This is a genomic window from Streptomyces sp. NPDC002324 (genome assembly GCF_053593335.1).
The window spans coordinates 150934-164688 of sequence record NZ_JBSFCF010000002.1 but is presented as its reverse complement, the minus strand read 5'-3'; the positions used below and the strand labels follow the sequence as shown (position 1 = coordinate 164688).

Below are 13755 nucleotides of genomic sequence, written 5' to 3'. Positions count from 1 at the left end.
AGCCCCACTCACCCGCACCCGCCACCACACCCCCTCCCCCGTAGGCGCCCGGCGGAACTCCGTAGGACCATGGCCCCATGCTCTTCGCCCGGCTCGCCCGCGTGTCGCAAGAGATCGCCGCCACCTCGGCCCGGTCCCGCAAGACGGCCCTGCTCGCCGACCTCTTCCGGGACGCCGAGGAGGCGGACGCACCGATCGTCATCCCCTACCTCGCGGGCCGCCTGCCCCAGGGCCGCCTGGGCGTCGGCTGGAAGGTCCTCGACCAGCAGATCCCACCGGCCGCCACCCCCACCCTCACGGTCCGGGAGGTCGACGCCCGGCTGACGGTGATCGGCGCGGTCTCCGGCCCCGGTTCGCAGACCGAACGCAGGCGCCTGGTCGGCGAGTTGCTGACGGCGGCCACCGAGGACGAGCAGCGCTACCTGTTCGGCCTGCTCACCGGCGAGGTCCGCCAGGGCGCCCTGGACGCACTGGCCGTGGAGGGCCTGGCCGGAGCCACCGGCGCGCCCGCGGGCGACGTACGGCGGGCGGTGATGCTGGCAGGTTCGCTGCAGACCGTGGCCCGGGCCCTGCTCGCGGAAGGCCCGTCGGCCCTCGCGGAGTTCCGGCTCACGGTCGGCCGCCCCGTCCTGCCGATGCTCGCGCACAGCGCGTCCTCCGTCGCGGAGGCCGTGGCGAAACTGAGCGTGTGCGCGGTCGAGGAGAAGCTGGACGGCATCCGCGTCCAGGTCCACCGCGACGGCGGAGACGTCCGTCTGTACACCCGCACCCTGGACGACATCACCGACCGACTGCCCGAACTCACCGCCGCCGCGCTGGAGTTGCGGGGCGAACGGTTCATCCTGGACGGAGAGGTGATCGCGTTCGACGAGACCGGCCGCCCCCGCTCCTTCCAGGAGACCGCCGGGCGCGTCGGCTCCCGCCTGGACGTGACGACGGCCGCCGAACAGATCCCCGTCTCGCCGGTCTTCTTCGACGCGCTCTCGGTGGACGGCCAGGACCTCCTCGACCTCCCCTTCACCGACCGCCACGCCGTACTCGCCCGCCTCGCCCCCGAGCCCATGCGGGTCCGCCGCACCCTCGTCGCAGGCCCGGACGACCTGCCCGAGGCGGAGCGCTTCCTCGCCGACACCCTGGAACGCGGCCACGAGGGTGTCGTCCTGAAGGCCCTCGACGCCCCCTACAGCGCGGGCCGGCGCGGCGCGTCCTGGCTGAAGGTCAAGCCGGTGCACACCCTCGATCTGGTGGTCCTGGCCGCCGAGTGGGGCCACGGCCGCCGCACGGGCAGGCTCTCCAACCTCCACCTCGGCGCCCGCACCGCCGACGGCTCCTTCGCCATGCTCGGCAAGACCTTCAAGGGCATGACCGACGCCCTGCTGGCCTGGCAGACCGAACGGCTGACGGAGCTGGCCGTGGCGGAGCACCGCTGGGGCGTGACCGTACGGCCCGAACTCGTCGTCGAGATCGCCTACGACGGGCTGCAGCGCTCCACCCGCTACCCGGCCGGCGTCACCCTCCGCTTCGCCCGCGTGATCCGCTATCGCGACGACAAGACCCCCGCGGAAGCCGATACGGTCGAGACCCTGCTCGCCGCACACCCCGAGGTGACGCGTTGACCACCCCCAAGCGCAGCGCCGGCCTGCTGCTGCACCGCCGCACCGAGCACGGCGTCGAGGTCCTGCTCGGCCACATGGGCGGCCCGTACTTCGCGCACAGGGACGCGGGCGCCTGGAGCGTGCCGAAGGGCGAGTACGAGCCGGACGAGCCCGCCTGGGACGCGGCCCGCCGGGAGTTCCAGGAGGAGCTGGGGCTGGCGCCGCCCGACGGGGAGGCCGTACCCCTCGGCGAGGTCCAGCAGAAGAACGGCAAGATCGTCACGGTCTGGGCGATCGAGGCGGACCTCGACCCCGCGACCGTCGTACCGGGCACCTTCCGCATGGAGTGGCCGCCGAGGTCGGGGCTGATCCAGGAGTTCCCGGAGCTGGACCGCGTGGAGTGGCTCACCGTCGAACGGGCCCGGGCCGTGCTCGTCCCGGCGCAGGCGGAGTTTCTCGACCGTCTCACGGAGCACTCGGACTGAGTCCGCGTTGCGGCGTGCGCCGCCGCGCGGGAAGGTCGAAGGACAGCCCACGCAGGAGGCCAGCCATGCCCATCGCCACGGTCAACCCGGCGAACGGCGAGACGCTCAAGACCTACGACGCCCTCGGCGAGGAGGAGGTCGAACACCGCCTCGCCACCGCCGACGCCACGTTCCGTACGTACCGGACGACGTCCTTCGCGGAACGCGCCCGGCTGATGCGCCGGGCCGCCGACCTCCTGGACGAGGACACCCAGGACGTCGCCAGGGTGATGACGACCGAGATGGGCAAGCCGGTCAAGCAGGCCCGCGCCGAGGCCGCCAAGTGCGCCAAGGCGATGCGCTGGTACGCCGACCACGCCGAGGTGCTGCTCACCGACGTGGAGCCCTCAGCCGCCGACGTGAAGGACTCTGGCGCCTCCCGGGTCCTGGTCCGCTACCGGCCGCTCGGCCCGGTGCTCGCCGTGATGCCGTGGAACTTCCCGCTCTGGCAGGTGATCCGCTTCGCCGCGCCCGCCCTGATGGCCGGCAACGTGGGCCTGCTCAAGCACGCCTCCAACGTCCCGCAGACCGCGCTCTACCTGGAGGACCTCTTCCGGCGGGCGGGTTTCCCGGAGGGCTGCTTCCAGACACTGCTCGTCGGCTCGGGCGCCATCGAGGACATCCTGCGCGATCCGCGGGTGAAGGCCGCGACCCTCACCGGCAGCGAGCCCGCCGGCCGGGCCGTCGCCTCGGTCGCCGGGGACGAGGTCAAGAAGACGGTCCTGGAACTGGGCGGCAGCGACCCGTACGTGGTGATGCCGTCCGCCGACATCGAGAAGGCGGCGAGGACCGCCGTGACGGCCCGGGTGCAGAACGCCGGCCAGTCGTGCATCGCCGCCAAGCGGTTCATCGTGCACGCCGACGTGTACGACGCCTTCACCGAGCGGTTCGTGGAGGCCATGCGGGCGCTGAAGGTGGGCGACCCGCTGGACGAGGACACCGACGTCGGCCCGCTCTCCGGCGAGCGGGGCCGCGAGGACCTGGAGGAGCTGGTCGACGAGGCCGTGGAGAGCGGCGCCACCGTGCTGTGCGGCGCCGAACGCCCCGACGGGCCCGGCTGGTTCTACCCGCCGACCGTCCTCGCCGACATCACCCCCGAGATGCGCGTCCACCAGGAGGAGACGTTCGGCCCGGTGGCCACCCTGTACCGGGTCGCCGACCTCGACGAAGCGATCGCGATCGCCAACGACACGCCCTTCGGGCTCAGCTCCAACGTGTGGACCGAGGACTCCGCCGAGGTCGAACGGTTCGTCCGGGACCTGGACGCGGGCGCGGTCTACGTCAACGGCATGACCGCCTCCCACCCGGCGTTCCCGTTCGGCGGGGTCAAGCGGTCCGGTTACGGGCGTGAGCTGTCCGGACACGGGATCCGGGAGTTCTGCAACATCACCACCGTGTGGCACGGGGCGTGAGCGTTCCGCGGTTACCATCCCCGTTGTGAACCGCGAAGTGACTCTGCCTCTGATCGTCGACGACCGCGGGAACCTGCAGGTGTCTGCGGCCGATGTGAGCAAGCTGCTGCGGACGGTGGGCGGCCGGTGGCTGCACCTGGTGGAGGCGGGTGAGGAACTCGACGAGGACACGGTGGCGGCGCTGACGATCGAACTGGCGAAGCTTGCGGACCGCATCGACGTGGCGTGCATCGCGCACAGCAGCGGCGGCGCCTCCGGCTAGGGACGGCGCTGAAGGGGTCGTACGCCGACTGCGGGTCGTCCGTGGCTGATCGCGCGGTTCCCCGCGCCCTTTCAGGGGCGCGCCAGCGTGGTCCAGAACATCGACTCGTACCCCTGCAGCAGTCGGCCGTAGGCGTGCGCCCGGTTCTCGCTGATCCGTCCGGCGTCCAACCCCGCCTGCACCGCAGCCCTCGCCCGCTCCTCCAGTTCCGGTGCCGGCTCGGCGAAGAAGCCGAAGAAGGCGCGGGCTTCGTCGGTGAAGCCGTAGTGGTCGCGGAGAGCCTTCGAGATCGTCGCGCAGTAGCCGCCCCAGGAGGCGAAGTTGGCGCTCAGGGCGAGCACCACGTCAGCCGGCGCCGCGCCCAGGGCGAGCCGGGCGACGTACGACGGGTAGGCCTGGCAGCCGGGCAGCGGCTCGTACGCCGCGCTCCGCTCCGCGTCCACCCCGCACGCCTCGGCGTACGCCCCGAGCGCCTGCGCCGCCACCGCCTCCCCCTCCGCGAGCATCGCGAAGAAGGGGGCGCTGTCAGGCTCCTCGACGGCCGACCGCTCGGCCAGATGGCGGAAGGACCGCAGGTCGGCGGCGATGACGAGCCGCTGTTCCAGGGCAAGTACGGCGAGGGTGCCGAGGCCGGCCCCACCGGAGGCGATCAGGGGCAACAGGGGGTTGGCATCAGGGCCGGCGGCGAGTTTCGCGGCGGTGCTCTCCAGCAGACGTACGGCCGTCCCCGTCATCATGCGCTCCCGTTCGTCGCGTCGGTGTCGCCACTCTCCTGTCGACTCTCCCACGACGGCAGCGCCCCGTCAGGGGCGCGGGGAACGGCGCGAGCGACAACGACGCTCCCGCGGTCCGCCCGGCACCGCTCTCCTGCGGCCCTACCGAATGGGCATGCCCGACAAGGTCCGAGCGATCACCAAGCGCTGGATCTCACTCGTGCCCTCGAAGATCGTGTAGATGGCGCTGTCCCTGTGCATCCGCTCGACCGGGTACTCACGGGTGTAACCATTTCCACCGAGGATCTGCAGCGCCTGCGCCGTGACCTTCTTCGCCGTCTCACTCGCGAACAGCTTCGACTGCGACCCCTCGGCCGCTGTGAACGGCCTGCCGTTGATCGCCATCCAGGACGCCCGCCACACCAGCAGCCGCGCCGCGTCCACGGACGTCCGCATGTCAGCGAGCTGGAAGGCGACGCCCTGGTTGTCTATGATGGGCCGGCCGAACTGCTCACGGGTCTTGGCGTAGTCGAGGGCGACCTCGTACGCGGCACGGGCGGTGCCCACCGCCATCGCGCCCACCGCGGGGCGGGACGCCTCGAACGTGGCCATCGCCGCGTTCTTCACCCGCTCACCGCCGGCCTTCGCCCGCTCGCGGGCCCGCGCCAGGCGCTCGTCGAGCTTCTCCTTGCCGCCGAGGAGGCAGGAACCGGGGACGCGCACGTCCTCCAGGACGACCTCGGCGGTGTGGGAGGCGCGGATGCCGTGCTTCTTGAACTTCTGGCCCTGCGACAGACCGGTCGTGTTCGGCGGGACGATGAAGGAGGCGTGCCCCTTGGAGCCGAGGTCGGCGTCGACCACGGCGACGACGACGTGGACGTTGGCGATGCCGCCGTTGGTCGCCCAGGTCTTGGTGCCGTTGAGGACCCACTCGTCCTTGGCCTCGTCGTACACGGCGCGCGTGCGCATGGACGCCACGTCGGAACCGGCGTCGGGCTCGGAGGAGCAGAACGCGGCGACCTTGACATCGTTGGCGTCCCCGTACATCTGGGGGATCCAGGTGCCGATCTGCTCCTCGGTTCCGTTGGCGAGGACGCCCACGGCGGCGAGGCCGGTGCCGACGATGGACAGGGCGATGCCCGCGTCTCCCCAGAACAGCTCCTCCATGGCCATGGGGATGCCGAGGCCGGTGGGGTCGAAGTACTGCTGGGCGTAGAAGTCGAGGGAGTAGATGCCGACCTTGGCGGCCTCCTGGATCACCGGCCAGGGGGTTTCCTCGCGCTCGTCCCACTCGGCGGCCGCGGGGCGGATGACATCGGCGGCGAACCCGTGGAGCCAGTCGCGGACCTCTCGCTGTTCCTCGTTGAGTTCCATGGTGAACTCGGCCATGACGCGCCTCCAGCACTGCACTAAGATGTTACCTGCGGTAACTGGAGTCTGTTACCGGTCGGTAGGAAAAGTCAACTCCCGCGCCGGGGTCGGTAGCCCGTTCGATCGGCTCGTGCCAATCAGTGTTACTTTGCGCAGGCGTCACCGTCATCAGCATGTGGGGGAGAGACTCATGGACACCACGCAGCGGACCGACCAGGAGCGGTCCGCCGACCGTCGTCGGCGCGAGCTGCTGGAGGCCGCGGACAGGGTGGTGCTCCGCGACGGCCCCGGAGCGTCGATGAACGCCATCGCCGCCGAGGCCGGCATCACGAAGCCGATCCTCTACCGCCACTTCGGCGACAAGAGCGGACTCTACGCCGCTCTCGCCCAGCGCCACACCGACGCCCTCCTCGACGCCCTGCGGGCCGCGCTGGACGCCCCGGCGGAGCGGCGGGAGCGGGTCGAGGCGACCCTCGACACCTATCTGGCGGCCATCGAGGCCCGCCCCCAGGTGTACCGCTTCCTCATGCACCCCGCCGAGGCCGGCCAGCCGGGCGACCAGCCCGGCGACCACGGCTTCGACGTCGGCAGGCATTCCGCCCCCCTCCTGCGCCGCATGGGCGAGGAACTCGGCAAGGTCATAGAGGACCGCCTCGATCTCGGCCCCGACAGCCACCGGCTGGCCCGCGTCTGGGGTCACGGCATCGTCGGCATGATGCACGCGGCGGGAGACTGGTGGCTCGGCGAACGCCCCTGTACCCGGGCCGAGTTGGTCAGCTGCCTGGCCGACCTGCTGTGGGGCCGCCTGGCGGCCGCGGGCGACAAGGTCGGCGGCCCGGGTTTCTAGAGGCCCCCTATCTCGGCACGGCTGGTGGACGCGCGCCGTCAGGGGCGTGGGGCTGTATCGATGTACGGCTCCGCCGCGTGGGCGCGACCAGCCTCGATGAACCGGCACCCGCCGACGGGATCACCGCCCCCACGACGCCCGGGCGGCCTTCCGCATCACCCGCCGCCGACGCCACCCCGACAGCCGGTCCACATACACCCGGCCCTCGAGATGATCGCACTCGTGCTGGAGGCACCGCGCGAAGAACCCGCTCCCCCACACCCGCACCCGGTCCCCGTCCACCGTGAACCCCTCCACGGCGGCCTCGTCGTACCGCTCCACACCCGCCTCCAGGCCCGGCAGGGACAGACAGCCCTCGGGCCCCCGCAGTACGATCCCCTCGGTCGAGACGAGCCGGGGATTCACGACATGACCCAGATGCCGTACGTCCTCGTCGTCCGGACAGTCGTATACGAACACCCGAAGCGCCCGGCCCACCTGGTTCGCGGCAAGACCCACGCCCCGCGCGTCGTACATCGTCGCGAACATATCCTCCACAAGGCGCGCCAGTTCGGGCCCGAACTCCGTCACCTCTTCACAGGGCGCCTGCAATACGGGGTCCCCGAGCAGTGTCATGGGGAGAACGCGCCCTCGGGCGCCGGGAATCGAGCCGCTTCGCATGGTCGCAAGGGTACGTTCGGACCCGATATCGCCGGTCCGGACGCTGGGACGGCCCGGTCGAGATTCGGGCGCGTGAGTGGATCTCGATAGGCTTCGGTCCACACGTTGCCGGGACAGGGCGCGGCGCTGTACGCAAGGAGGATCGAGAACTGATGGCAGGCAACTCGGACCCGCTCACGCCGCGGGCCAAGCTGGCCGTGACGGCGGGCAAGGCGGTCGCGGCGGCATCTCGTGCCGCGGGACGCGGTAGCGGATCTGTGATCGGCGGCCGGGTGGCACTGAAACTCGACCCCGACCTCCTCGCCCGGCTCGCGCAGAGCCTGGACGTCGTCCTGGTCTCGGCCACCAACGGCAAGACCACCACGACCCGGCTGATCGCCGAGGCGCTGCGGGCCGCGGGCCCGGTCGTCTCGAACGCGCTCGGCGCCAACATGCCCGCGGGCATCACCTCGGCACTCGCCGGGAACTCGGACGCGAAGTTCGCGGTCATCGAGGTCGACGAGAAGTATCTGGCCGGCGTGGCGCGGGACACCGACCCCAAGTGCATCGCGCTGCTCAACCTCTCCCGCGACCAGCTGGACCGTGCCGCCGAGACCCGCATGATGGCGGAGGCGTGGCGGGAGGGCCTGGCCGGCACCAAGGCCGTGGTCGTGGCCAACTGCGACGACCCGCTGATCGTGTGGGCGGCCTCGTCGTCCCCGAACGTGATCTGGGTCGCGGTCGGCCAGATGTGGAAGGACGACGCCTGGTCCTGCCCGTCCTGCGGCGGTGTGATGCAGCGGCCCGGCGACGACTGGTTCTGCGGCGAGTGCGGTTTCCGCCGCCCGACGCCGAGCTGGGCGCTCTCCGGCGACCACGTCCTGGACCCGCACGGCTCGGCCTGGCCGATCCACCTGCAGCTCCCGGGCCGCGCCAACAAGGCCAACGCCGCCTCCTCGGCCGCCACGGCCGCCGTCTTCGGTGTGCCCCCGCAGGTCGCCCTGGAACGCATGTACCAGGTCCAGGCGGTCGCCGGACGGTACGACGTGGTGCAGTTCATGCAGCGCGACCTGCGGCTGCTGCTCGCCAAGAACCCGGCGGGCTGGCTGGAGACGTTCTCGCTGATCGACCCGCCGCCGTCGCCGGTGATCCTCTCGGTGAACGCGCGCGGCGCCGACGGCACCGACACCTCCTGGCTGTGGGACGTCGACTACACCCGGCTGACCGGCCACCCGATCTTCGTGCTGGGCGACCGCAAGCTCGACCTCGCGGTGCGCCTGGAGGTGGCGAACCAGCACTTCCAGGTCTGCGACACCCTCGACCAGGCGGTGCAGATGTGCCCGCCGGGCCGGATCGAGGTCATCGCCAACTACACCGCGTTCCAGGACCTGCGCCGCCGCGTGGGCAACTGAGCACGCTAAGACGAACGACGCCAACGACTCCGAGGGGCACCGACTTTCATGAGCGACAACAGTCTGCGGGTCGTCTGGGTCTACCCGGACCTGCTCAGCACCTACGGCGACCAGGGCAACGTCCTCGTCGTCGAGCGCCGGGCGCGGCAGCGCGGCCTGGACGTGGCCCGGCTGGACGTGCGCAGCGACCAGCCGATCCCGACCTCCGGCGACATCTACCTGATCGGCGGCGGCGAGGACCGTCCGCAGCGGCTCGCCGCCGAGCGGCTGCGCCGGGACCGGCATCTGTACCAGGCGATCAACAACGGCGCGATCGTCTTCGCGGTCTGCGCGGGCTACCAGATCCTCGGCCACGAGTTCGTCAACGACCTCGGCCAGCGCGAGCCGGGCCTCGGCCTGCTCGACGTGACCACGACCCGCGGCGAGGGCGAGCGGTGCGTCGGCGACGTCCTCGCGGACATCGACCCGCGCCTCGGCCTGCCCCAGCTCACCGGGTTCGAGAACCACCAGGGCGTCACGCACCTCGGCCCCACCGCCCGCCCGTTCGCGAACGTGCGGCTCGGCAAGGGCAACGGCACGGGCGACGGCACGGAGGGCGCGTACAACGACACCGTCTTCGGCACGTACATGCACGGGCCGGTGCTGGCGCGGAACCCGCAGATCGCGGACCTGCTGCTGAAGCTGGCACTGGACGTGAACGCGCTGCCGCCGACCGACGACCGCTGGTTCGAGGCGCTGCGCGACGAGCGCATCTCCTCCGCCCAGCAGCAGCCCGCCTAGCAGGTCACGGCCGGACGCCGAGGCTCCTCAGAAACGGTTCCTCAGTGCCCGTACGAAAGCCCGTCCGATAGCGCCCCCGCTCATGTGTGAAAGCCCGTCTGACCAGGGCTCCGCTCACCTGTGCGGGGGCGTCCAGCAGGCGGACGCCCGCTACGGCCGGGCCCCCCGCCGCCGGTAGGGTGGCGGGGATTCCAGCCGGACAGCGTGGTCCGGTACCCGGCCCACGTCGAGAAGGTATTCGGGCTATGCGCATTGGTGTCCTCACGTCCGGCGGCGACTGTCCCGGACTGAACGCCGTCATCCGGTCCGTCGTGCACCGCGCCGTCGTCGACCACGGCGACGAGGTCATCGGCTTCCGGGACGGCTGGAAAGGCCTGCTGGAGTGCGACTACCTCAAGCTCGACCTGGACGCGGTGGCCGGCATCCTGGCCCGGGGCGGCACGATCCTCGGTTCCTCCCGGGTCCAGCCCTCGCATCTGCGCGACGGTGTGGCGCGGGCCAAGAGCCATGTCGAGGAGCTGGGACTCGACGCGATCATCCCCATCGGCGGTGAGGGCACGCTCAAGGCGGCCCGGCTGATGTCGGACAGCGGTCTGCCCGTCGTGGGTGTGCCGAAGACCATCGACAACGACATCGCGGTCACGGACGTCACCTTCGGCTTCGACACGGCCGTCGGTGTGGCCACGGAGGCCCTGGACCGGCTGAAGACGACCGCCGAGTCCCACCAGCGGGTCCTGGTCGTGGAGGTCATGGGCCGCCACACCGGCTGGATCGCGCTCCACTCCGGCATGGCGGCCGGCGCGCACGCCATCGTCGTACCGGAACGGCCCTTCGACATCGAGGAGTTGACCGCGAAGGTCGCCCAGCGGTTCTCGGCGGGCAAGCGGTTCGCGATCGTCGTCGCGGCGGAGGGTGCGAAGCCCAGGGCCGGGTCGATGGACTTCGACGAGGGCGGCAAGGACATCTACGGTCACGAGCGCTTCGCGGGGATCGCGCGGCAGCTCTCGGTCGAGCTGGAGCAGCGCCTCGGCAAGGAGGCACGGCCGGTGATCCTCGGACATGTGCAGCGCGGCGGGACGCCGACCGCGTACGACCGGGTGCTCGCCACGCGGTTCGGGTGGCACGCGGTGGAGGCCGTGCACCGGGGAGAGTTCGGGAACATGACCGCGCTGCGGGGCACCGACATCGTGATGGTGCCGCTCGCCGAGGCCGTGGAGACGCTGAAGACGGTGCCGGAGGAGCGGTACGACGAGGCGGAGTGCGTGCTCTAGCGGGCCGCTGAGGGTTCAGGAGTGAGGTACGCCCCCGGTCGTGATCGCGACCGGGGGCGGTTCTAGTCTGGGGGCGGACAGACAGCACAACCCCCCACGAAGCAGGAGCCGGCGGATGGACCACAGCGGGCACGGTACGGGGCTTTTGCCCTTCACCCTGGGGCGGGGGCTCGCGTGGTCGGCCGACCCGTTCTTCCTCGTCGCCTGCCTGGTGGGGCTGGCCCTCTACGGCTGGGGCGTCGTGCGGCTCGTGCGGCGCGGGGACAAGTGGCCGGTGGGGCGGACCGTCGCCTACGTCACGGGTGTGCTGCTGGTGATGCTGGTGACGTGCACCGGACTCAACGACTACGGCATGGTCATGTTCAGCGTGCACATGGTCCAGCACATGGTCATCAGCATGGTGGCGCCGATCATGCTGCTGCTCGGGGCGCCGGTCACGCTGGCGTTGCGGGCGCTGCCTGTGGCGGGGAGGGGCCGCAAGGGGCTCCGCGAGCTGCTGCTGATGTTCCTGCACAGCTGGTACATGAAGATCGTCACGCACCCCGCGTTCACGATCCCGATGTTCATCGCGAGCCTGTACGGGCTGTACTTCACCCCGATCTTCGACTTCCTGATGGGGTCGACCCTCGGACACATCGTGATGATGACCCACTTCCTGATGGTGGGCCTGTTCTTCTTCTGGCCGATCATGGGCGTGGACCCCGGCCCGCACCGCCCCGGCTACCTGATGCGGATGCTGGAGCTGTTCGCCGGCATGCCGTTCCACGCGTTCTTCGGCATCGCGCTGATGATGGCGTCCACACCGATGGTGAAGACGTACGAGAACCCGTCCGCCTCCCTCGGCATCGACGCCCTCGCCGACCAGAACGCGGCCGGCGGGATCGCCTGGGCGTTCAGCGAGATCCCCTCGGTGCTCGTACTGCTCGCACTCCTCTTCCAGTGGTACGGCTCCGAGCAGCGGCAGGCCCGGCGCATGGACCGCGCGGCCGACAGGGACGGCGACAAGGAACTCGAGGCGTACAACGCCTATCTCGCCTCACTCGACGCACGCGGTCGCTGAGCCGCAATCCTCCGTGGGGCCCCATTCTTTTGTTCGACCCCGGGACCGCCCTACTCCCCAATTCCCCTTGACCAAAAGGCTTTTCCTTTCAGTAGCATGATGCCTGAGCCCCGCTTCCGTTCCGCGGGGTGACAGGGGAAACCGCCGGGGGGAGCGGTCATGACAATCAACACATGCTTACCGACGCGCACACTTTTACACTTACGAACACGCTTACGAATTACGGGGAAATCGACTGCCCGGCGGATCGCCGTCCTTCTCGTCGGCGCGATGGTCCTCGGCGGTTGCGGCGACTCGGCCCCGTCCCTGCTCGCGGTGAAGGCGGTGGCCGCGGGGGTCGCGTCCCTCGCCCCCTTCTTCGACGAGGGCGAACGGCTCGGCCGGGACGAACCCCGGCTGACGCCCCTGGAGCCGCACAGCGGTCTGCAGCAGGGCAACGCGCCCGGCCTGTACGGGGGCACACAGAAGCCCAAGGTCTGCGACGTGCGCAAGCTGGAGGATTTCCTCACCGCCCCGGAGAACAAGAAAAAGGCTCAGGAATGGGCCCGCATCACCGGTACCGAGGTCGACGGCATCGGACGTTATCTCGACGAACTCACCCCTGTTCTCCTGCGCCACGACACCCTCGTGAAGAACCACGACTACAAGAAGGGCAAAGCCGTTCCCTTCGACGCGTTGCTGGAAGCCGGTATCGCGGTTCTGGTCGACGATCAGGGTTTGCCCGCCGTGAGGTGCAGTTGCGGAAATCCGCTCCGCGCGTTCGACGCCGACCCCGCACGCATCGAGGTGAAGTTCCCGGGCGACAAGGAGTGGAAGGGCTACGACAAGTCCGGGATGGTCGTCGTGGAACCCGCCCCCGAGCAGCTCAAGGAGATCAAGCTCGTCGACGTCGAGGACCCGGGCCGGGGCATCAGCCGTGAGGTCGGCACCACGGGCGAGTCCGACACGACGTTCGACACACGGGCCCGGCAGGCCGTGCCGCAGGTGCGGGGGATGACCTTCGACGAGGCGAGCGCGGCCATGGCGGACAAGGGGCTGGCGGTCACGGTCGCCGGGGACGCCCTGCCGCCGGGCGACACGCCGGTGACGGGGTCCAGCCCCGGACCGGGCACCGAGCTGGAGTTCGGTGCCGCGGTGACCCTGCGGGTGGACCGGCCGGGCGGAACGGCCGAGGAGGACACCGGGGACTCGGGACCCGCGTCGGGAACGGGGTCGGGGTCGGGGTCGGGGTCGGGGTCGGAAACAGACTCCGGGGACGGGGCGAGCCCCTCGGACTCGGGCTCGGGCTCGGGCTCAAGCTCGGGCTCAAGCTCGGGCTCGGGCTCGGGCTCGGGTGCCGCGAGGCCTGGGCCGACCGAGCCCTCGGAGACGGGCGACTCGTCGACCGGCCGATCTCCGTCGGAGAGCGGGTCGAGGCCGACGGACGGGAACACGACGCCGTCGGGCGGGGAGTCCTCCCCGACGGGCGGTGGGTCGTCGGGCGGTGGGTCGGCCGGCACCGGGTCGACGGACGGCGGATCGTCACCCCCCGAGTCGGTCGCTCCCCCGCCGACGGGCGGCACCACGCTGGTGCCGTCGCCGTCCACATCGTCCGAGAGGGCCGTGCCGGAACCCGATCCTCCGCCGAGTCCGTCCGCTCCCGCCTCGGCGCCCGAGTCGTCCACGTCGAGCAGAACGCCGCCCCCTCCCGAGCCCGAGCCGGACCCCGATCCCACCCCTCCGGAGGACAGTGACCCGCCCATCGACCAACCGGCGACGAGCGACCCGGAACCGCTCGGTGGGGTCCCGGCCCCGGCGGGCGGGACGGACGACCCGGGGAATCCGGGCCTCCCCCTCGACGACCCCGCCCAGCTGCCCGTACGGATCTGA

At 71.1% G+C, this 13755-nt stretch carries 13 protein-coding genes; 10 read left to right on the top strand and 3 right to left on the bottom strand.

Annotation, left to right across the window (positions count from 1 at the left end):
• The first annotated feature begins 77 nt into the window (after nucleotides 1-77).
• The 4 genes from ACWCRJ_RS03795 to ACWCRJ_RS03780 all read left to right on the top strand — a co-directional run bounded on the left by ACWCRJ_RS03795 (nucleotide 78) and on the right by ACWCRJ_RS03780 (nucleotide 3793).
• The gene (locus tag ACWCRJ_RS03795) at nucleotides 78-1616 is read left to right on the top strand and encodes an ATP-dependent DNA ligase (protein WP_450937744.1); all 1539 of its coding nucleotides are present in this window, start codon (nucleotides 78-80) and stop codon (nucleotides 1614-1616) included.
• Nucleotides 1613-2080, top strand: a complete 468-nt coding sequence (locus ACWCRJ_RS03790) for an NUDIX domain-containing protein (RefSeq protein ID WP_450937743.1) — start codon at nucleotides 1613-1615, stop codon at nucleotides 2078-2080. Before ACWCRJ_RS03795 ends, ACWCRJ_RS03790 begins: the two co-directional genes overlap by 4 nt.
• A 65-nt stretch (nucleotides 2081-2145) precedes the next feature.
• Complete coding sequence (locus ACWCRJ_RS03785; protein WP_450937742.1) at nucleotides 2146-3531, top strand: NADP-dependent succinic semialdehyde dehydrogenase; 1386 nt, start codon at nucleotides 2146-2148, stop codon at nucleotides 3529-3531.
• Between the two features lie 25 nt (nucleotides 3532-3556).
• Nucleotides 3557-3793, top strand: coding sequence for a DUF6213 family protein (locus ACWCRJ_RS03780; RefSeq protein ID WP_005475356.1), 237 nt, complete (start codon nucleotides 3557-3559; stop codon nucleotides 3791-3793).
• Between the two features lie 71 nt (nucleotides 3794-3864).
• Here the strand turns inward: ACWCRJ_RS03780 and ACWCRJ_RS03775 are convergent, their stop codons facing one another.
• Nucleotides 3865-4530, bottom strand: coding sequence for a thiaminase II/PqqC family protein (locus ACWCRJ_RS03775; protein ID WP_450937741.1), 666 nt, complete (start codon nucleotides 4528-4530; stop codon nucleotides 3865-3867).
• Nucleotides 4531-4668: 138 nt separating this feature from the next.
• Nucleotides 4669-5895, bottom strand: coding sequence for an acyl-CoA dehydrogenase family protein (locus ACWCRJ_RS03770; RefSeq protein ID WP_450937740.1), 1227 nt, complete (start codon nucleotides 5893-5895; stop codon nucleotides 4669-4671).
• Nucleotides 5896-6067: 172 nt separating this feature from the next.
• On the opposite strand from ACWCRJ_RS03770, the gene ACWCRJ_RS03765 reads away from it, so the two are divergent.
• The gene (locus ACWCRJ_RS03765) at nucleotides 6068-6724 is read left to right on the top strand and encodes a TetR family transcriptional regulator (RefSeq protein ID WP_450937739.1); all 657 of its coding nucleotides are present in this window, start codon (nucleotides 6068-6070) and stop codon (nucleotides 6722-6724) included.
• A gap of 120 nt (nucleotides 6725-6844) precedes the next feature.
• On the opposite strand, the gene def is transcribed toward ACWCRJ_RS03765, so the two are convergent.
• Nucleotides 6845-7384, bottom strand: a complete 540-nt coding sequence (gene def / locus ACWCRJ_RS03760) for a peptide deformylase (RefSeq protein ID WP_450937738.1) — start codon at nucleotides 7382-7384, stop codon at nucleotides 6845-6847.
• Nucleotides 7385-7536: 152 nt separating this feature from the next.
• On the opposite strand from def, the gene ACWCRJ_RS03755 reads away from it, so the two are divergent.
• From ACWCRJ_RS03755 to ACWCRJ_RS03735, 5 genes are all read left to right on the top strand, one after another.
• A complete protein-coding gene (locus tag ACWCRJ_RS03755; protein ID WP_005475362.1) occupies nucleotides 7537-8775 on the top strand; it encodes a Mur ligase family protein in 1239 nt (412 codons plus the stop codon).
• Nucleotides 8776-8823: 48 nt separating this feature from the next.
• Nucleotides 8824-9555 carry a type 1 glutamine amidotransferase gene (locus ACWCRJ_RS03750; RefSeq protein ID WP_046915874.1) on the top strand — a complete coding sequence of 244 codons (732 nt, stop codon included), beginning with the start codon at nucleotides 8824-8826 and terminating at the stop codon, nucleotides 9553-9555.
• A gap of 245 nt (nucleotides 9556-9800) precedes the next feature.
• Complete coding sequence (locus tag ACWCRJ_RS03745; RefSeq protein WP_450937737.1) at nucleotides 9801-10826, top strand: 6-phosphofructokinase; 1026 nt, start codon at nucleotides 9801-9803, stop codon at nucleotides 10824-10826.
• Nucleotides 10827-10941: 115 nt separating this feature from the next.
• A complete protein-coding gene (locus ACWCRJ_RS03740) occupies nucleotides 10942-11886 on the top strand; it encodes a cytochrome c oxidase assembly protein (protein WP_450937736.1) in 945 nt (314 codons plus the stop codon).
• Nucleotides 11887-12156: 270 nt separating this feature from the next.
• On the top strand, nucleotides 12157-13755 hold the full coding sequence (locus ACWCRJ_RS03735) for a DUF6777 domain-containing protein (RefSeq protein ID WP_450937735.1): 1599 nt from the start codon (nucleotides 12157-12159) through the stop codon (nucleotides 13753-13755).

Bases quoted from the DNA above. Each gene is read 5' to 3' on its own strand.
- ACWCRJ_RS03795 (WP_450937744.1), top strand. From the start codon at position 78: ATGCTCTTCGCCCGGCTCGCCCGCGTGTCGCAAGAGATCGCCGCCACC.
- ACWCRJ_RS03785 (WP_450937742.1), top strand. From the start codon at position 2,146: ATGCCCATCGCCACGGTCAACCCGGCGAACGGCGAGACGCTCAAGACC.
- ACWCRJ_RS03775 (WP_450937741.1), bottom strand. From the start codon at position 4,530: ATGATGACGGGGACGGCCGTACGTCTGCTGGAGAGCACCGCCGCGAAA.
- ACWCRJ_RS03770 (WP_450937740.1), bottom strand. From the start codon at position 5,895: ATGGCCGAGTTCACCATGGAACTCAACGAGGAACAGCGAGAGGTCCGC.
- ACWCRJ_RS03765 (WP_450937739.1), top strand. From the start codon at position 6,068: ATGGACACCACGCAGCGGACCGACCAGGAGCGGTCCGCCGACCGTCGT.
- def (WP_450937738.1), bottom strand. From the start codon at position 7,384: ATGCGAAGCGGCTCGATTCCCGGCGCCCGAGGGCGCGTTCTCCCCATG.
- ACWCRJ_RS03755 (WP_005475362.1), top strand. From the start codon at position 7,537: ATGGCAGGCAACTCGGACCCGCTCACGCCGCGGGCCAAGCTGGCCGTG.
- ACWCRJ_RS03750 (WP_046915874.1), top strand. From the start codon at position 8,824: ATGAGCGACAACAGTCTGCGGGTCGTCTGGGTCTACCCGGACCTGCTC.
- ACWCRJ_RS03745 (WP_450937737.1), top strand. From the start codon at position 9,801: ATGCGCATTGGTGTCCTCACGTCCGGCGGCGACTGTCCCGGACTGAAC.
- ACWCRJ_RS03740 (WP_450937736.1), top strand. From the start codon at position 10,942: ATGGACCACAGCGGGCACGGTACGGGGCTTTTGCCCTTCACCCTGGGG.
- ACWCRJ_RS03735 (WP_450937735.1), top strand. From the start codon at position 12,157: ATGGTCCTCGGCGGTTGCGGCGACTCGGCCCCGTCCCTGCTCGCGGTG.